Below are 19,910 nucleotides of genomic sequence, written 5' to 3'. Positions count from 1 at the left end.
TTATTTTTAATATGTAGAATATCGCCGTATAAAAGGACGTTAGCCATTATTTCCTTCCGAAATTTTATTGAAAATGAATAGTTGTGATTTTTATTTATTACTTTATTCATTACGTTGGCTGAATCGTTGCCTGCGGCGATAAGCAAAAACATCTTCTACGTACCCGTTTTTAATACGCTTCTGCAATGCTTGCCAATAGTCTGCTTTGAATAGTTCGCTGTGGCTTTCTTCAAAATAACTCAGGGTACGCTTATCAGTACATAAAAAATGCCGAAATTCTTCTGGGAAGACATCATTACTGGCAACACTGTACCAAGGCTCGCTTGCCAGCTCATCTTCAGGATAGCGCGGGGGAGGAATATTCCGAAAATTGACTTCTGTCATATAACAAATTTCATCATAATCGTAGAAAATCACTCTGCCATGACGTGTAACACCAAAATTCTTAAACAACATATCTCCGGGAAAGATATTTGCTGCCGCTAATTGTTTAATGGCATTTCCATACTCTTCTATCACATCTTTCAACTGCACTTCATCACTGATTTGTTCCATATAAATATTCAGAGGTATCATTTTACGCTCCATGTAAAGATGTTTTATTAATATCTTATCTCCGAGATCTTCAAGTTTTTCTGATATCTCTTTTTGCAACTCTTCCATTAATTCAGAACTGATATGACGTTTATCAATAACAAAATTTTCAAACTCCTGTGTATCAGCCATTCTTCCCACACGATCATGCTCTTTTACCAAACGGTAACATTCCTGAACCCGTTCCTGAGACACTTCTTTCTGTGGCGCAAATTTGTCTTTAATAACTTTAAAGACACAATCAAAAGAAGAAGATGCAAAAACCAGCATCACCATTCCTTTCACACCTGGGGCAATTGTAAACTGTTCTTGGGCGGAATTGATGAATGTAAGATATTCACGGTAATATTCTGTCTTGCCATGCTTCTGGCAACCTATCGCCATATATAACTCTGCCGTGGATTTTGTCGGCAAAATTTCACGTAACCACTCTACTAAAGCCACCGGCAGAGGTGCATACACCATAAAATAGGAACGGGCGAAACCAAAAACAATGCTGGCATCATCATGGTCGGTAAGACAAGTATCAATAAAAATATCTCCCGATTCGTTGTGATGAATTGGTAATAAAAACGGATAAACAACAGCTCCCATTCTGATTTTGCCTACTAACCATGCCGCTTTATTGCGGTAAAATAATTCATTGAAAATTTGAAATGTGGCATGTAATAAATCATGCAAGCAAAAAGTGTTGTGCAAGTATTGAGTGATGTAATCAATATCCCGTTCCAAATCCTCCCATTTAAGGCGCAAAGGCAAATCACTTAAAATTGTTTGCAACATTGACTTGAGATTATTCTTGGGAAAGAAGTCCCGTGATAATGGGCGAGAAATATCACGAAAACGACAAGCCGGCTGGGAAGAGAAAATAAACAGGTTTTCTGGCTTCAAATTACGGTGCTGAAATAAACGACAGTAAACCGAATTGAAAAAACTTTCTGCAATTTCAAAACGTGGATAATCAGGCAGTAAACGGGTATACACAGCTTTAACTTCAGCGATGTAATCTTCATTCTGTTGCAATGAACCATGAATACACTGTAATTGCTCTACTACCAGTCCAACATGATTATCATAGAGGTTGATTCTCTTTTTCATCGCATTTTGCACTGCGTGCCAGTCCGCCTGTTCAAAGCGTTTCTGTGCGCCAGAAGTCACCTCAAGAAACCGACCATACTGCGCATCAAATCCCTGCAAAATGGTTTGTGCAATTAAATGAGCAAGATCTATTGCCACATTAGCCCCCTTATCGATATGTAAAGGGGGGATTCCTTATGCCCCCAATCATATCTATGGGTATATACCCGTCGTCTTTCAAGTTGCAGCTTTGTTGGCTGCGCTCACTCATCCCAGTCACATAGTTAGCTATGCTCCTGGGGATTTGTTCCCTTGCCGTCGCGCTGCATCTTGAAATCCATTGGGTATATATTTATGGATAGAGTAAATTTAGAATTGCTGTTCTTCTGTAGACCCGGTCAATGCGGTAACAGAAGAAGTGCCTCCCTGAATAATAGTGGTCACTTTATCAAAATATCCCGTTCCCACCTCCTGCTGATGTGATGAGAAAGTATAACCACGTTCAAGGGATGAAAATTCTTGCTCCTGAACTTTTTCAACATAGTGTTTCATACCTTCACCACGCGCGTAGTCATAAGCCAAATCAAACATGTTAAACCACATGCTGTGTATGCCTGCCAGAGTGATGAATTGGAATTTATATCCCATGGCAGACAACTGTTCCTGGAAGCTGGCGATAGTTTTATCATCCAGATTCTTTTTCCAGTTGAAAGATGGAGAGCAGTTATATGCCAGTAACTTTCCAGGATATTTTGTATGAATAGCTGCAGCGAAGCGACGAGCCGCTTCAATATCCGGTGTAGAGGTTTCACACCAGACAATATCAGCGTAAGGTGCATATGCCAACCCACGGCTAATAGCCTGCTCAATACCCGCACGAGTACAGTAGAAACCTTCATAAGTCCGCTCACCTGTAATGAATTCGCTATCGTAAGGATCGCAATCAGAGGTCAGCAAATCCGCTGCATCTGCGTCAGTACGCGCAATTAATAGCGTTGGTACTCCAGATACATCAGCCGCCAATCGTGCAGCTATCAGTTTCTGAATGGCTTCCTGAGTCGGAACTAAAACTTTACCACCCATGTGCCCGCATTTTTTCACTGCGGCCAATTGATCTTCGAAATGAACCGCTGCTGCCCCTGCCTCAATCATCGCTTTCATCAATTCAAATGCATTCAGTACTCCACCGAACCCCGCCTCTGCATCAGCCACAATCGGCAGGAAATAATTAATGTATTCCTGATTGTCAGGATCGATACCACTTGACCACTGGATTTGATCTGCACGACGGAAACTGTTGTTGATACGTTTGATTACATTAGGAACAGAATCAACAGGATACAATGATTGATCGGGGTACATGCCAGAAGCTGTATTTGCATCTGCGGCCACTTGCCAGCCAGAAAGGTAAACTGCCTCAATACCTGCTTTTGCTTGCTGTAGTGCCTGCCCACCCGTCAGCGCGCCAAGTGCGTTTACATAGCCTTTTTTCGATTTTCCATGCAACAATTCCCACAACTTTCTCGCCCCCATTTGCGCTAAGGTGTGTTCAGGATTAATAGAACCGCGTAGTTTGACGACATCTTCTGCATTATATGGGCGAGTAATACCTTGCCAGCGTGATTGTTTCCATTCTTGTTCTAATTGCGCTATTTGTTGTGTTCGAGAAATGGTCATGATGTTCTACTTCCTATACTTAATTAGTCGGATATTTTCATTATTTTTGTTTTTAAATTAATCGATCAGTTGATAACCCGGCAAGGTTAAGAAATCAATTAAATCGTCCTGTGTGGTAATCCTTTCCATCAATGCAGAAGCTTCCATAAAGCGCCCTTGATTAAAGAAAGTTTCACCAATTTCTTGTTTAATAACGTCTAATTCTTCTTTTAACATCTCTCTGAATAGCTCTTTAGTCACTTTCTTACCATTGGAAAGTGATTTTTCATGACGAATCCATTGCCAAATAGAAGTACGGGAAATTTCCGCTGTCGCAGCATCTTCCATCAATCCATAAATCGGCACACATCCATTTCCTGAAATCCATGCTTCTATGTATTGGACAGCAACACGAATATTAGCGCGCATACCTTGTTCTGTTCTTTCTCCTGAGCAAGAAGCAAGCAATTGTGCGGCTGTAATTGTTTCATCTTCTTCACGCAAAACTGCCAATTGATTTGGTTGCTCACCCAGTTTTGTGTCGAAAACCGTCATGACAATATCGGCAAGCCCAGGATGAGCAACCCACGTTCCATCATGACCGTTATTAGCTTCCAGCTCTTTATCTGCTCTGACTTTGTCCAAAACTAGCTGGTTTTGGACAGGATCTTTACTCGGAATAAATGCCGACATACCTCCCATCGCAAACGCACCACGTTTATGGCAGGTTTTAATCAGCAAGCGAGAATATGCACTTAAGAAAGGTTGTGTCATTGTCACCGACTGACGATCGGGTAAAACACGATCTGCGTGATTTTTTAGTGTCTTAATGTAGCTGAAAATGTAATCCCAACGACCACAATTAAGCCCTACAATGTGGTGACGTAAGTGATAGAGGATTTCATCCATCTGAAATACAGCGGGTAATGTTTCAATCAAGACCGTAGCCTTAATAGTGCCTTCAGGTAGATTGAAATGCGATTCTGCAAAACTGAAGATATCACTCCACCACTGAGCCTCCTGATAACTCTGTATTTTAGGCAGGTAAAAATAAGGACCGCTGCCTTTTTCCAACAATTTCTTATGATTAAGGTAGAAATAAAGAGCGAAATCAAATAAGCCACCAGAAATCGGTTCATTCTTATAGAGAACATGTTTCTCAGACAAATGAAGGCCTCTGACCCGAGCAATCAGTACTGCTGGTTCCGGCCTCAATTCATAATGTTTACCCTGCTCGCTGGTATATGAAATAGTACCGTTGACAGCATCCCTCAAGTTAATTTGCCCACTGATGACTTTTTCCCAGGCAGGGGCTAATGAATCCTCAAAATCCGCCATAAATACTTTCACATTTGCATTTAAGGCATTGATGACCATTTTGCGTTCTACAGGTCCCGTTATTTCAACACGGCGATCTTTGAGATCATCAGGTATTCCCTGAATTTTCCAATCTCCATTTCTAATGGAAATTGTTTCCGAAATAAAATCAGGTAATGCTCCGTCGTCTATTTTTTTCTGCCAATCGACACGTTCTTCCAGTAACTTTTTACGTCTGTCAGAAAATTCAACAACCAAATCCTCCAAAAAATCAATAGATTCAGGCGATAACACCTGATTTTCTGCCTCATTAAAAGGCTTTGTAAAAGTTAACTGGGTTGTTAACACCGATTGCATAATTTCCCTCTCCTCATCTTTTAAAGACTACTCGATTAAGATTAATCAATCCTAAAAATAAATCAAAAACCGTTTCCATTATTTTAAATGAGGCTAATTAAACAAATGAAATCAAATGATTAAGTTAATTTAAAGACAGAAAAAAGAGGGGGGTAAATTTCAAAAAATCAAATAGTATAATGTTAACCTTTTGTTATATATGGAAAATAAATAACAACTGATTAATAATGGTGGAGAAAAGAAAATTAATAAAATGAGAAATGACTCGCTTCAGCAAATTCTCATTTTTCTATTTCAAATAGGATCAATCTAAGGAAGGATTCATAAAAGAGAGATCATATGGCGTGATTTGATAAACATAGTAATTTAGCCAGTTTGAAAAAAGTAAATGACCATGACTACGCCAAGATGCAATAGGTTTATTTTGAGGATCGCTATTTGGGAAGTAGTTGACAGGCAATACGGGTTTCAAACCAGCAGTTTGATCACGCCAATACTCTTCGGATAATGTGTCTATATCATATTCAGGGTGGCCTGTCACAAATACTAGTCTTTTATCCTTGCTAGCAAATAAATAAGCACCTGCCTCTTCTGAGCTGGCTAAAATATCTAGATCTGTGTGCTCACGGATCACTGATTCAGGAAAGTCAGCAAAGCGCGAATGGGGAGCAAAAAAAGTTTCATCAAATCCTCGTGTTAATAATGCCAAAGGATCTAGAGTTGAGTGGGAATAAACACCTGATAGTTTAATTGTTCGTGTATATTTTGGAAGGTGATAAAGAACGTTTAAGGCTGCTTGAACAGCCCAACAGACAAAAAGTGTTGAAGTAACATGATTTTTTGCCCAGGTAACAATTTTTTCAATTTCCTCCCAATAGGTCACGTGCTCAAATTCAACAAGCCCTAAAGGTGCCCCTGTGACAATAAGCCCATCAAAATTTTGATCTTTTATTGAGTCAAAATCACAATAAAAATTATTCAAATGTTCAAGAGGGGTATTTTTACACTGCCGGTTATCAATACGTAGTAACTGAATATCAATCTGTAATGGTGAATTAGATAATAACCGAATGAATTGGTTTTCTGTTTCTATCTTTTTTGGCATCAGGTTAAGCAGCAATACTTTCAAGGGACGAATATTCTGAATATTTGCCCTTGTTGAGGTCATGACAAAGATGTTTTCATTGCGGAGAATATTTACCGCAGGTAATTCATCTGGTACACGAATTGGCATTGCTGGAAACCTCGACTATTCGAATTTGCAAATTTAGACTTCTAGATAGCTAAATTTAACCAAGAGATGAGAGTAATGTCGAGTTATTGTACTCAAATTGAAATTATTTCATTTAAGATGTCTTTTTCAATTTTCAGGCGCTTCATCTGTTTTTCTAAGGCTTGTATCTGGCGTTGTTCGGGTGTCAGTGCCTTGCTCACTGAGATAATCCCCTGCATTTCAGCCTTATATTGGCGAACCATAGTTATTGGGTGAGAAAATACGCCCGGGCAATTGGTTGAGCTATTCAGAATATGCCTGTGACTCTGCGGGTATTGTTGGATTTTCTGGTAGGTTGGTTTGCCACATCATCTCACTGGCAGCAGTTGCAGTTAATGCTGAAAAGCTGAAGCCAATTTTTCGGGAAATAGGGCGGTCTGTTGTTTTAAATGCTGAATAAAACTTTCTACTGGTTCTGAAGATGGTCGATGTATAGGTTTAATTAAACTCACTGTGAATGGAATTTCGATACTGAACGGCCGGATGCAGATCCCCGAATTTTTATCTAAATAATCAAGGGCAGTGAATGGGTTTACAATCGATACACCAATTCCTTCGTTGATCATGGCACAAATTGAGGCTGCGCTGTGAGTTTCCATTACCATTTTGCGATTGACATGGTGGTCAGTAAATATCGTATCAATGAGCTGTCTATAATTGTCAGTGATTGACAGACTGATAAAATTTTGTCCGTGAAAATCTTCAGGTGTCAGGTCTGATTTTTGGCTTAGTGTATGATTGAGGGGCAAGACACACACTTCATTTAAGGTTATCAATGTTTCTTGCTCAGTACCTGCGGGAGTTTGTAAGTGTTCGGTTAAGCCAATATCGTGACGTTGTGCTGAAAGCCATTCTTCCAATAGGGGAGATTCCTGAGGAATAATGGTTAATTTTGCTTCAGGATAGCATTGAATAAAGCTACTGCATGCTTTGGGCAGCAGCGATTGTGAGAACATAGGCAAACAGGCTATGGACAATTGTGCATGTTCGAATTGACGAATGCTGCCAGCCGCATTGATTATCCTTTCTAGCCCATAATAAGAGCGCTGTACTTCTTCAAATAATCGTAACCCCTGCGCCGTGGGAAATAAGCGTCCTTTGATGCGATCAAACAACTTAAACTTCAGTAATTTTTCAAGGCGCGCAAGTTCGCGGCTCACTGTTGGCTGGGACGTTTTCAATAATATCGCTGCATCAGTCAGGTTATTAGTGGTCATCACTGCGTGAAAAATTTCAATATGTCGCCATGAACAGGAATGCATTTGTTTATCCTCTTGTTGATAAAATAGGCAACTCGATATCATAAATGAATAGACTATAGCCAAATGGATATTTTTATTCCTGTCTTATTATTGACAATAATGGTGTATTCGCTGATTTTGTGAGGTACTCCAATGGCAACAACAACTTCCACTCATGATTTAGGGGGGAATTTTACCCCTGAAAATTTATTTCGATTACCAATTCAATATGGAACGCCGCTATGGATTTATGATGGCGATAATATAATTAAACAAATCAGTAAATTAAAGCAGTTTGATGTTATTCGCTTCGCACAAAAAGCGTGTTCCAATACCCATATCCTGCGTTTGATGAAAGAGCAGGGAGTGAAAGTAGATGCTGTATCATTGGGAGAAATTGAGCGAGCACTTTATGCCGGTTTTCAGCCGGGACGTGATAAATCTGAAATTGTATTCACTGCGGATGTCATTGATGTGTCAACTCTTAATCGTGTTATTGAGTTGGATATTCCGGTCAATGTTGGCTCTATTGATATGTTGGGGCAGATTGGAAAACGCCAGTCCGGTCATCCTGTCTGGTTACGCATCAATCCCGGATTTGGTCACGGACATAGCCAAAAGACGAATACTGGCGGTGAAAATAGCAAACATGGGATTTGGTATCAGGATCTTCCTTCGGCGATTGAGAAAATTCACGCGTATGGGTTGAAATTAGTGGGTTTGCATATGCATATTGGTTCGGGTGTGGATTATCAGCATCTTGCCAATGTATGTAATGCGATGCTGGAGCAGGTCAAACTGTGTGGTGAGGATATTCAGGCCATTTCGGCAGGAGGTGGGTTATCAATCCCCTATGAAATCGGTGAGGAAGCAGTAGATACTGAACACTATTACAGCCTGTGGCATGAGATTCGTCAGCGTATTGAACAGCATTTGGGGCATCATGTTGAACTTGAGATTGAGCCTGGCCGTTTTCTGGTTGCTGAGTCGGGTATTCTGATGGCGGAAGTACGGGCGGTAAAATCCATGGGAAGTCGCAATTATGTGCTGGTGGATGCGGGTTTTAATGATTTGATGCGTCCTGCGATGTATGGCAGTTATCACCATATTTCAGTGTTATCTATAGAATACGATGATAATAATGCAAATTTACAGGGAATAAGTCTACAGGAAACAAGTCTACAAGAAACATTGGTAGCAGGGCCATTATGTGAGTCTGGTGATGTTTTTACTCAACTGAAAGGGGGAGAGGTTATGCCACGAATGTTGCCTCAGGTTAATATCGGGGATTATCTGATTTTCCACAATACTGGCGCTTACGGTGCATCAATGTCTTCGAATTATAATAGCCGTCCTTTGCTCCCAGAAGTTCTGTTTTCTGAAGGGAAAACTCGCTTGATTCGGCGTCGACAAACAATAGAAGAATTGTTATCGCTGGAGTCTTTTTGAAAAAAATACGGGACATTTTATTGCCCCGTATTTTATTCAGGTTATATACCCTTCGTTTTTCAAGTATTTTCTTGTCAGCATCTGGCTACTTTAGTTTAATGCTGATTTTCAGGCTTTTTTGCTGAATTCGGTACAGCAAATGCATCCGGTTCAAATTCATCAACATTAATTGAACGCAGGCGGCTGTTTTCAGCACGTTGCAGGATATCTGCCTCTTCCTGAGAAATTTTGTGCTCTGCTAATGCTTGTTCGGCTAATTTATCCAGACGGGTAAAACTCAGCTTCTTACCTGCTTCGTGGCTCAAGCGTGCATGGATTGGCTCCGCAGCAATGATATCGAGCAGTGCTTCTTCCAGTAACCCATGAGGATTGTATTCGCTTGGAGTCAGATACTGCCCACGCCCGATCCGGCTACGCGTTGCGGAAGGAGTTTGTAATATCTGAGCCAGTTTGTGATCCAGTTTATCGGATGGAGCAGTATGTGAACGACCCAATGGGAAGATAATCATTCGCATTAAACCAGTCACCAAGCGATTAGGGAAATTGCGCAATAAGTCGATCATGGCCTGTTCTGCCTGATGCAGACTATCTTCAACTGCCCATTGTACTAATGGTAGATCTTCTGTCGGACGGCCTTCGTCTTCATAGCGTTTCAGTGTAGCGGAAGCTAAGAAGATTTGACTCAGAATATCTCCCAGACGAGCTGAAATACGTTCACGACGTTTCAGGCTGCCACCTAATACGCCCATTGAAACATCAGAAAGCAGGGCAAGGTTGGCACTCAAGCGATTAATATGCTGGTAATAACGGCGTGTTGCATCATTTACTGGAGAACCACTGGTTCTGCCTTTGGTGATACCGAGCCACAGGCTGCGCAGAGTATTGCTGGCGACATGCCCCAAATGACCAAACAGTGCTTTATCAAAGGCTTTCACATCATTACTTTCTGCCGCAGCAATTTCAGCCAATACATAAGGATGGCAACGGATTGCACCTTGGCCGAAGATAATCATACTACGGGTCAGGATATTCGCACCTTCTACGGTGATAGCAATAGGTGCGCCTTGGTAGCTTCGGGCAAGAAAGTTAGATGGTCCAAGACAGATACCTTTACCGCCAGCGATATCCATTGCATCAATGATGGAACGTTGTCCTCTGTGGGTACAGTGGTATTTCACAATCGCAGACAGAACGGCAGGTTTTTCGCCGAGCATGATACCGCTGGTAATCATGGTTGCAGCCGCATCCATCAGGTAAGAGTTACCTGCAATACGTGCCAACGGTTCTTCGATGCCTTCCATTTTTCCGATTGGCAGTTTGAACTGACGACGAATGTAAGAGTAAGCACCAATTGCCATAGCAGTACTTTTCAATCCACCTGTTGCATTTGATGGCAGGGTAATACCACGGCCAACAGACAGACACTCAACCAGCATGCGCCAGCCTTGGCCCGCCATTTTCGGTCCGCCGATGATGTAATCAATAGGAACGAAGATATCCTTACCACGGGTTGGGCCATTCTGGAACGGGATATTCAGAGGGAAATGGCGATGACCAATTTCAACTCCGGGAGTATCAGTTGGAATCAGGGCACAGGTAATGCCCAATGATTCGATATCACCCAGCAGATGCTCAGGATCGTACAGCTTAAATGCCAAGCCCAATACGGTAGCGATAGGAGCAAGAGTAATGTAACGCTTATTCCAGTTCAGACGCATACCCAGAACTTGCTCACCTTGCCATTCACCTATACAGACAACGCCTGTATCTGGGATCGCACCAGCATCTGAACCGGCTTCAGGGCTGGTCAGGGCAAAGCAAGGGATTTCTTTGCCGCGGGCAAGACCCGGCAGATAATGTTTTTTCTGCTCATCAGTGCCATAGTGTTGCAGCAATTCACCGGGTCCCAAAGAGTTAGGTACACCGACAGTAATTGCCAGAATACCCGAAACACCTGCCAATTTTTGTAGTACCTGAGATTGTGCGTATGCGGAAAATTCCAGACCACCATATTCTTTCTTGATGATCATGGCGAAGAAGCGTTGTTCTTTCAGATAAGTCCAAAGTTCCGGAGGTAAGTCGGCCAATTCGTGGCTAATTTGGAAATCATTTGCCATGCGGCAGGCTTCTTCCACTGGACCATCGATAAAAGCCTGTTCTTCAGCGGTTAACTGTGGTTTTGGATAGTTATGCAGTTTTTGCCAGTCAGGATTACCACGAAACAGTTCGCCTTCCCACCATGTTGTTCCGGCATCAATGGCTTCTTTCTCTGTTGTAGACATGCTTGGCATAACTTTACGGAAGGCTTTTAGGCCCGGCGCAGAGAATAAAGAGATACGCGTTGGTGTAAAGACAAGAGGGAATAGGACAATGGCAAGTGGTAACAGCAACCAGTAGCTCCAAAGGCCCGTTACACCCATCAATACAGTATAGGCAACAAAGAGTAAGCTACTGATAGTCAGGCTGACTTTGCGATAACAAAGCCCGCCAATCAAGACTAAAAACAAAATAATGCTGAGAGCGGTCATAGTAAAACTCCTGTAAATCTCAGGTTGACTTGTCAGAGGTCTGACCTGTTGTGATGTCCTTCTGTTTTAGATGAGGAAAATGTATTTATCAATATCTTTACATCCTAATTACAATCTAGCTCACAAAGTCATTTCAGTTTTGCACGAGATAATTTCACCGAGATGTGATGGTCTTCTTTCAAGGGGGGGAATCCGTTACACTGAGTGACTGATGTTATTAATCCCGAAGACCTTTCAGGAGTATAAGTTTCATGTATCAAGATCTGATCCGTAGTGAGTTATCTGAAGCTGCAGAAACGCTGGCTAAATTCCTTAACGATGATACAAATATTGACGCCATTCAAAAAGCCGCTGTTTTGTTGGCGGATTCGTTCAAAGACGGAGGAAAAGTGCTTTCCTGTGGTAATGGTGGTTCGCATTGTGATGCGATGCATTTTGCAGAAGAACTGACAGGCCGTTACCGAGAAAATCGTCCGGGATACCCTGGCATCGCAATTTCCGATCCCAGCCACTTATCCTGTGTGAGCAATGACTTTGGTTATGATTACGTTTTTTCTCGCTATGTTGAGGCTGTTGGTCAGAAAGGCGATGTGTTGTTGGGTATTTCAACATCCGGAAATTCGGGCAATATTATCAAAGCAATAGAAGCCGCTCGTGCCAAAGGCATGAAAGTTATTACTCTGACGGGTAAAAATGGTGGAAAAATGGCAGGAACAGCAGATGTTGAAATTCGAGTGCCACATTTTGGGTATGCGGATCGTATTCAGGAAATTCACATTAAAGTGATTCATATTTTGATTCAGTTGATTGAAAAAGAAATGGTAAAAGCCTGATTGTTGTTTGCCAGGCGCCCTTCCAATTGGTCAGCTGTATTTAAGTTTAGTTTATTGGATCTTTGGCTGACAAATTGAGGAAAAAAGGTGTTTTCAATATGCTGTTGTCAGATGGGCAGTTTGTCATGGCTTATTGCTCGACCTATTTGCATTGGATTACTCGTCGGGCGCCTTTTGGTTGTGCCAAATTGCTTGATCAGGATGTAAATCTAATTTATGGTAATCAATCATATGTAATAGTTCCAATATGATATAAGTTTATTTTATATATAAGGTTTTTGATATTCTCGTATAGTGAGAGTCATTTTAAAAATAAGTATTTCCTCTCGGAGAAATAGAATGAAAACCATACTAACAATCTTATTGGCGGGTATTGTGCAGTTTGGTCTCCTCCATCTCGCGTATGCGCAATCTACTCTTGATAAGATCCAATCCACAGGAATATTCAAAATTGGAACAGAAGGTGCTTATGCTCCATTCAGTTATCATGATGCTTCCGGAAAATTGACTGGATTCGACGTAGAAATCGGCCGTGAAATCACACTGCGCATGAAAGTGAAGCCTGAATTTATTGAAGGTAAATGGGATGGTTTGATTGGTGGCCTTGATGCCGGACGTTCCGATGCGGTAGTGAACCAAATCGCCATTACGCCAGAGCGTGAAAAAAAGTACAGCTTCTCCCTGCCCTATGTTATTTCAGAAGCGGTACTGATTACCCGCACAGATAACAGCGATATTAAAAGGTTCAGCGATCTAAAAGGGAAAAGATCAGCGCACACCCTGACCAATAATTTTGCCCAGATCGCCAGACATTACGGAGCAGACATTATTGGCACCAATGGTTTTAATCAGGAGGTCGATCTGGTGAGCACAGGCCGTGCAGATGCAACAATCAACGATAAACTCTCTTATCTCGATTACAAAAAACATCGCCCGGATGCGCCGGTAAAAATTGTTGCCGCTGATACTCAGGCATCACAAATCGCCGTACTTCTCCGTAAAAATGATACTGAATTAAAAGCCGCAGTAAATAAAGCCATTACTGAAATAAAAGCAGATGGGACTTATCAGAAAATTTGGGATAGATATTTCTCTGAAGAAGATGCTGAATAATTAGAAAAAGAGCCTCATGGAGCAGGCTCTTAGATTATATTCGGAAAGCACAATATTACTGTTTTCTCGCCTGTTCATAACAATCTATCAATAATACCAAAAAAACCAAACATATCTGTTATTACTGAATTTAAAAACAAATTATCAGTGATGAAAATACAAAAAATAATTCCAATATTATAAACAAAATGAAAAAGTGAAATTCTCTCTATTCTTTTATTGATTAGAGTTGAATATACCAACAAAATGTGATATATCACCCTTATCTTCGACAAATGATTCAATCCTTCCAGCTGTTGGTCGAGGTTAATCTGGACAAATTTTTTTCTCAGTATTCGCCATATTTTCCCTCAACATTTCTTTTTCAACCTAATTTCCGTCTATTCTCAACTATCCTTAATACCATTCTTGAATCACTTCGATACAAGGTATGTTTAAAGATTGAAATCTGGACGTTCATGATGCAATATCTCTCAATGGTTATCGGCGTAACCAGTCTAGACCCACAAATGATCTCAATATGAGATCAATAATAGGATGCTAACAACTGTTATCTGTGCTATCAATGAAAAACACCAATATTGAGATCAGGATGGGGGCTGATAGTGGGGGAAGACCCGCTATTGAACGTCTTGTCCGCGCGTATGGATTTAAATCACGTCAGGCCCTGAGTGACCATTTAGGCGTTTCCAAAAGTACGATGGCAAACCGCTATCTGCGTGATAGTTTTCCTGCGGATTGGGTCATCCAGTGTAATCTCGAAACTGGTGCTTCACTGCTGTGGTTGAGCACAGGTCAGGGAGAAATGTTTCCAGATGGAGAAAATGGCAAAACAGAACGGTTGGAAAATATAATTGCTCCGTCGATTTCTCGTGTAAAGCTATCGGGAGGTAAATTGAATGAAGCCACTTCTGTCATTCTGGATAGCGAATTAATTTCCAAGGAACTTGGAAATCCACTGGTTGTTGATGATGGTACTGCATGGTATTTGCTGGATACTCAGGAAGATAGTATTCAGGACGGTTTATGGCTGGTGGATATTGAGGGCATGCACAGCATCAAAAAGATTGCCAAAATTCCGATCAGTAAGATTCGGGTCAGTGATAATGATGTTACTTTTGATTGTGCAATCAGCGATATTCAATTCATCGGCCGCGTTGCTCTGGTTATTTCCAAACAGTAACTCTGAGCGGTAATTACACAATGCCCCCTTGAATTCAGGGAAAATTAATCGGCAATAAAAATAAAAAATGCCGGAAATCATACTCGTTTTCCGGCAGTAAAACATGGAATTTGATGTTACGAACAGCTATCAAGCGCTATTTTTAGTTTTTGATTTATCTCCTTGATTATCCTTGATCGAAACAACTCGCTCTATCTCAGGCTTTTTCTTATTCTCAACTTGCTCAGACTGCCCAACAAATAGCCCACCACGCCGAATTGACATGCTTCCACTGCGGCTGATTCCCCGTAATTCCCCATGTTCAAGAATATCCAAAGTTTCCGCACAACATGTCCCTTCGACATGGCCATCAATAAAGATTTCAGGTGCGTTAAGTTCACCTTCAATTTTGCCGGCATGCATAATACGAATGGCGCCACCCTTCACTCGGATATTGCCGATGACTTTACCCCAAACCTGAATATCCCCTTCCATATCAATATCCCCCTTAAATACAGAGTTTTTAGCGATAATGGTATTGGGGCGAGCATCTGCAATAGGTGCTTTTTTCTCTTCTGTCTGTATTGGTGTGATTAGTGTAGTAGAGCTGGCAACAGGTGCCTCAGTTTTTTTTCCAAACATAGCTTTTATTCTCAATTTCATTTTTGTGAAGTAAAACACTAAAGCTAAAAAAGATAGAATTGCTGTTATGGCACAACTAAGTTGATGATCATAAAGGTATAACCCTAAAGCAACACTCCAAAGAAGCCATACACTACATAAAATAGTGTTATCTGAAAAACGATACTCTTTCATATCTTTCTCGTTTTTGAGGTTTTTTCTTGTATTTCATTAAAAATATATCTCTGAGTTTTCCTCAGCGAATCATGGAAAAAAGCCAGTGAAAACACATCCTACTATTTTACTAGTATAAAAAACAAACTACTAATCTATAACAGAGGTATTTATAGCGTTATTATACGGATAACGCTGTTATTTTAGTTTAACACTCTGAATTATCATGAGATTATCTCACACTTTCAAAATAAGAAAATCTATCATGATAATTTTATTTTCTGACAAGACCCTATTAAATTAGCAATCCTAACATTAACTTTGGGTAAATAAGAATTAAAAACATTAGATAAATTATCAGAATTATACTTTTGGTATAGAGACCTTTTAGTATAGAGAAAAAGCAATGGTAACTAAACATAGATACCATTTTGCCTTTGAAAGGTATAACTAACTTTTGAAATATCTCAACAGAGTCTTAATGTTAATTTCCTTAAGTAACTACAAATAAAAAAACAGCTAAAAATCTTTAATGGTAATAATCACTATAAACCATTCAAAATAATTACATAAATATTAAACAAGGAAAGACAAAAAACAAACAAACCACAAACAAGTTTTTTTCAATCACATAAAGATATGGAGGATAAATTTATATAAAAAATTTTCACACTTAAATCTAACACAAATATTTATTTAGATATATAATACCCAAAGTGATTTAATTGATGTTATGCATTAACTTTCAAGATCTTTCAATAATGTTTAAATCAGCGTTCGATTTTATCAACATAATCTGAAGAGTTAGAGAAGTTTTTTCAACATTCATTAACTAATAAAATAAATATACCATGCACTCATCAAAAAAAATGATTACTCATGATACGGAACATTAGGAGTATAAAATGAAAAGGACGACAGGATCAAATCAAAAGAGTATTTGTACTCTCCAACTAACCATACCAGATTTCAATATCCTGGAACATAAACAAAGAGGGCTGTATATTTTACTCGATGGTGAAATGGAGTGGAAAGATTGCATCAATACATATCATATCACGTCGAATCAGATTCTTTTTACCCATCAGGGAAACTATGCGGCCAAAACTAATACGGAAAATTGTCAGGTATTATGGATACCATTGCATATGGAATTTCTGCGTAGTTTCTTAAAACGTTTTGGATCATTACTGAGTAAAATAGAGCGGCAGGATTTTCCTGCTTATAGGTTGATCCCTTTTAATCATTCTCCTCTACTGACGGAGAGCATTCGTGGACTTGCCAACCTACTGGCTCATGATTCTCCCCCATCGTTAATTCAATTAAGAGTTGAAGAATTATTGCTGTTGCTTTCCTTGGGTAAACAGGGAACATTATTAATGTTTATCCTCAGGAAACTAAGCAATCGTCAAGTAGAACGCCTGCAAACATTTATGGAGACTCACTATCTCAAGGAGTGGAGGCTGAATGACTTTGCACGGGAGTTCGGCATGGGGCTAACTTCTTTTAAGGAATTGTTTAACAGTGTCTATGGCACCTCTCCTAAAGCATGGATCAGCGAACAGCGCATTTTGTATGCCCATCAATTATTATTAAATAGCGATATGACTATTGCCGATATTTCAATGGAATCAGGTTTTTCCAGTCAGTCCTACTTTACTCAGAACTATCGCCGACGTTTTGGTTGTACACCGAATCGTGCCAGATATGGCAAAGATTAGGGCATGTTGACGTTTTGTGAATGGAATTTGAACAGCATGATGATTTGGTATAATCAATTTCGCCAAAAACTCACTAAGCCTCACCATCATGCTACGAACTGTTTGGGTTTCAGATGAGTGGCTCAGTGTGGTGCCAGTTGCTCCCCCACGGGCTTTAAATCCCTAGGAGTTATCGGGCTGCACACACCGTGCCAAATCTAATCATGTTTATATTGTAATCAATTTTCAAGATACAAGGAGTTACCTTGTTTTTACTGGTTTTTGTCTACTCAAATCACTATAATTTCGCGCAACTTTTTTCCGCAAAAAAACGCTTTTTTGAAATATTCTTAGTTTCCAGGATCAAATTTTATGAGTGAAAAATATGTTGTAACGTGGGATATGTTGCAAATACATGCCCGTAAATTGGCGCAACGTTTACTTCCTGTAGAACAGTGGAAGGGTATCATCGCAGTTAGCCGTGGCGGCCTTGTGCCGGGAGCATTATTGGCTCGTGAATTAGGGATTCGCCATGTCGATACTGTTTGTATTTCCAGTTATGATCATAGTAATCAGCGTGAATTGACCGTATTAAAAAAAGCGGAAGGTGACGGTGAAGGCTTTATCGTTGTTGATGATTTGGTTGATACTGGTGGTACTGCGAAGGCAATTCGCGATATGTATCCTAAAGCCCATTTTGTAACTATTTTTGCGAAACCTGCCGGTTGCCCACTTGTGGATGATTATGTTGTTGATATTCCCCAAAACACATGGATTGAGCAGCCATGGGATATAGGCGTAATGTTTATTCCACCTATTTGTGATGAGCAGTAAGATTTTTCTTTTGTCATGACTAAAAAAACCTTTCAGAATCGTTGATGTTGTCAGTGTGTTGGGAAGATGAGATTTTCAGCCCAAGAAAAGACTCAAAATTGATTGCAATGTCATCAATGGATGGTTCGTTGAAGGCAATTCCTGCTAAGTCAATTTATGGTGGTTTCAATAAGGCGTTACACGAAATAAGTGTATGGCTGAAAGATAAAGTTTTATAAAATAAAATTTATTACTTGATATTTTTTAATCATTTGATACAAAGGTGATTCTGTATATAAGGAGACCTTTGTATGACTTTACCCGCAAGTTATTCTAAAAATAAGTTGTTAAAGCGTTTTTCTGCATTAGGGCCGTATGTACGTGAATTAAAATGCCAAAACGGTTATTTTTTCTTTGACTGTTTAGCTGTTTGTGTCAGTGCAAAAGTGGTGCCGGAAAAACGTGAATTTTGGGGATGGTGGTTAGAATTAGAAGAACAGGGACAGGGCTTTGTTTATAATTATCAGATAGGCTTATTTGATAAAAAAGGCGAATGGAATTCAATGAATATCAGAAAAAAGGCTGATCTTGAACACCTTGAATCAACTTTACAGGCATTCCATAAACGTTTGGCCGATTCTTTCGATACTCTCAAACTTACTTTGGTTCCATCTGAAAACACCATCACCCTCCAAACTCAAACCATGGTATGAGTCTTCTTTCTTTAAATTTTGCGTTATGCCAGTTGGCATAACGCTTCTCTCCTGTTAAAACTGAATATTGTTTTTTAACGGTTCGTCTTTTTAAGCGAATTGTTTTTTAAACATATTGATTTTCGCAAATTATTTTTCAAATAACTGTAATGGCAGAAATATGATGAATGGCAGCCAAACGTTGGTTGTGAAACTGGGGACGAGTGTATTGACCGGCGGTTCTCGTCGTTTGAATCGTGCCCACATTGTGGAATTGGTTCGCCAATGTGCTAAACAGCATGAAAAAGGCCACCGCATTATTATTGTAACTTCTGGCGCAATTGCGGCTGGACGTGAGCATTTAGGATATCCGGATCTTCCTGCAACAATTGCTTCGAAACAGTTGTTTGCAGCGGTTGGACAAAGTCGCTTGATTCAATTATGGGAACAGCTTTTCTCAATTTATGGTATTCATGTCGGACAAATGTTGCTGACTCGTGCAGATTTGGAAGATCGTGAACGTTTTCTGAATGCGAGAGATACACTGCAAGCATTGCTTGATAATCACATTGTTCCCATTATTAATGAAAATGATGCCGTTGCTACAGCAGAAATTAAAGTTGGTGACAATGATAATCTTTCTGCGTTGGCCGCCATTTTGGGCTGTGCGGATAAATTATTGCTCCTGACTGATATTGAAGGTCTTTATACTGCTGATCCCCGTAGTAACCTTGATGCAGAATTGATCGCAGAAGTGCATGACATCAGCGATGAGTTGAAAATGATGGCCGGAGACAGCGTTTCCGGTTTAGGTACGGGAGGAATGGCCACAAAGCTCCAGGCGGCAGGGGTGGCCGGGCGTGCGGGAATTGATGTTATTATCGCTGCTGGTGACAAGCCGGATGTGATTTCCGACGTTATTGAAGGAAAACCAGTTGGAACACGTTTTCATGGCTTGTCTAGCCCGATGGAAAACCGTAAGCGCTGGATTTTTGGGGCACCTCCGGCTGGAGAAATCATTATTGATCATGGCGCAGAAACGGCCATTCTTCAGAAAGGCAGTTCTTTGTTGCCAAAGGGGATCAAAAAAATCAAAGGTAATTTTTCCCGTGGTGAAGTTATTCGCATTCTAAGCTTATCCGGCAAAGATTTGGCTCATGGCGTTTGCCGTTATAATAGTGATGCTTTACGTTTGATAGCTGGGCATCATTCACAACAAATTAGCCAGATACTCGGTTATGAATATGGCGCCGTTGCGGTTCACCGTGACGATTTGATCGTAAGTTAATTAATTGATCATGAGTTAAGGA

The 19,910-nt window shown here is 40.3% G+C and carries 16 protein-coding genes and 1 pseudogene; 10 read left to right on the top strand and 7 right to left on the bottom strand.

All coding sequences use genetic code 11. From position 1 onward, the window contains the following. Positions 1-102 precede the first annotated feature (102 nt). The 5 genes from aceK to BM329_RS08800 form a co-directional block, all read right to left on the bottom strand. Complete coding sequence (aceK, locus tag BM329_RS08820; protein ID WP_092551826.1) at positions 103-1,830, bottom strand: bifunctional isocitrate dehydrogenase kinase/phosphatase; 1,728 nt, start codon at positions 1,828-1,830, stop codon at positions 103-105. A 210-nt stretch (positions 1,831-2,040) separates the two neighbouring features. Next, complete coding sequence (gene aceA, locus BM329_RS08815) at positions 2,041-3,348, bottom strand: isocitrate lyase (protein WP_092551823.1); 1,308 nt, start codon at positions 3,346-3,348, stop codon at positions 2,041-2,043. Positions 3,349-3,405: 57 nt separating this feature from the next. Further along, positions 3,406-5,001, bottom strand: coding sequence for a malate synthase A (gene aceB, locus BM329_RS08810; protein ID WP_177216231.1), 1,596 nt, complete (start codon positions 4,999-5,001; stop codon positions 3,406-3,408). A 304-nt stretch (positions 5,002-5,305) separates the two neighbouring features. Beyond that, on the bottom strand, positions 5,306-6,235 hold the full coding sequence (metA, locus tag BM329_RS08805; protein ID WP_092551817.1) for a homoserine O-acetyltransferase MetA: 930 nt from the start codon (positions 6,233-6,235) through the stop codon (positions 5,306-5,308). Positions 6,236-6,606: 371 nt separating this feature from the next. Further along, positions 6,607-7,536, bottom strand: coding sequence for a LysR family transcriptional regulator (locus tag BM329_RS08800; RefSeq protein ID WP_092551814.1), 930 nt, complete (start codon positions 7,534-7,536; stop codon positions 6,607-6,609). A gap of 132 nt (positions 7,537-7,668) precedes the next feature. Between BM329_RS08800 and lysA the strand changes: the two genes are divergently transcribed. Next, positions 7,669-8,964 (top strand): diaminopimelate decarboxylase, encoded by a 1,296-nt coding sequence (gene lysA, locus BM329_RS08795; RefSeq protein ID WP_092551811.1) that lies wholly within the window; start codon positions 7,669-7,671, stop codon positions 8,962-8,964. A gap of 95 nt (positions 8,965-9,059) precedes the next feature. Here lysA and fadE read toward each other — a convergent pair whose 3' ends face one another. Next, entirely contained in the window at positions 9,060-11,492 is a 2,433-nt protein-coding gene (gene fadE / locus BM329_RS08790) for an acyl-CoA dehydrogenase FadE (RefSeq protein ID WP_092551808.1), read from the bottom strand. A gap of 251 nt (positions 11,493-11,743) precedes the next feature. Between fadE and lpcA the strand changes: the two genes are divergently transcribed. From lpcA to BM329_RS08770, 4 genes and pseudogenes are all read left to right on the top strand, one after another. Further along, positions 11,744-12,325 carry a D-sedoheptulose 7-phosphate isomerase gene (lpcA, locus tag BM329_RS08785; protein ID WP_092551805.1) on the top strand — a complete coding sequence of 194 codons (582 nt, stop codon included), beginning with the start codon at positions 11,744-11,746 and terminating at the stop codon, positions 12,323-12,325. 6 nt (positions 12,326-12,331) lie between these two features. Continuing rightward, positions 12,332-12,555: pseudogene (locus BM329_RS08780) on the top strand (class II glutamine amidotransferase); the annotation flags it as partial. A 109-nt stretch (positions 12,556-12,664) separates the two neighbouring features. After that, positions 12,665-13,438 (top strand): amino acid ABC transporter substrate-binding protein, encoded by a 774-nt coding sequence (locus BM329_RS08775; protein ID WP_092551802.1) that lies wholly within the window; start codon positions 12,665-12,667, stop codon positions 13,436-13,438. A 565-nt stretch (positions 13,439-14,003) separates the two neighbouring features. Then, positions 14,004-14,621 carry a phage repressor protein CI gene (locus BM329_RS08770; RefSeq protein WP_092551799.1) on the top strand — a complete coding sequence of 206 codons (618 nt, stop codon included), beginning with the start codon at positions 14,004-14,006 and terminating at the stop codon, positions 14,619-14,621. Positions 14,622-14,750: 129 nt separating this feature from the next. Here the strand turns inward: BM329_RS08770 and BM329_RS08765 are convergent, their stop codons facing one another. Then, complete coding sequence (locus BM329_RS08765; protein ID WP_245759046.1) at positions 14,751-15,416, bottom strand: bactofilin family protein; 666 nt, start codon at positions 15,414-15,416, stop codon at positions 14,751-14,753. Between the two features lie 884 nt (positions 15,417-16,300). Between BM329_RS08765 and BM329_RS08760 the strand changes: the two genes are divergently transcribed. The 5 genes from BM329_RS08760 to proB all read left to right on the top strand — a co-directional run bounded on the left by BM329_RS08760 (position 16,301) and on the right by proB (position 19,888). Then, on the top strand, positions 16,301-17,116 hold the full coding sequence (locus BM329_RS08760) for a helix-turn-helix transcriptional regulator (protein WP_092551793.1): 816 nt from the start codon (positions 16,301-16,303) through the stop codon (positions 17,114-17,116). 351 nt (positions 17,117-17,467) lie between these two features. Then, complete coding sequence (gene gpt / locus BM329_RS08755) at positions 17,468-17,929, top strand: xanthine phosphoribosyltransferase (protein ID WP_092551790.1); 462 nt, start codon at positions 17,468-17,470, stop codon at positions 17,927-17,929. Between the two features lie 44 nt (positions 17,930-17,973). Beyond that, positions 17,974-18,147, top strand: coding sequence for an alpha/beta hydrolase (locus tag BM329_RS08750; protein ID WP_245759045.1), 174 nt, complete (start codon positions 17,974-17,976; stop codon positions 18,145-18,147). A 72-nt stretch (positions 18,148-18,219) separates the two neighbouring features. Further along, positions 18,220-18,621, top strand: coding sequence for a sigma factor-binding protein Crl (gene crl, locus BM329_RS08745; RefSeq protein ID WP_092551787.1), 402 nt, complete (start codon positions 18,220-18,222; stop codon positions 18,619-18,621). A 163-nt stretch (positions 18,622-18,784) separates the two neighbouring features. Continuing rightward, positions 18,785-19,888, top strand: a complete 1,104-nt coding sequence (proB, locus tag BM329_RS08740) for a glutamate 5-kinase (RefSeq protein WP_092551883.1) — start codon at positions 18,785-18,787, stop codon at positions 19,886-19,888. Positions 19,889-19,910: the final 22 nt, after the last annotated feature.

Origin of the sequence: Xenorhabdus koppenhoeferi (genome assembly GCF_900116635.1) — a bacterium.
GTDB lineage: Bacteria > Pseudomonadota > Gammaproteobacteria > Enterobacterales > Enterobacteriaceae > Xenorhabdus > Xenorhabdus koppenhoeferi.
Note: the sequence above shows the minus strand (reverse complement) of the source record. Positions and strands in the feature narration are given on the sequence as shown.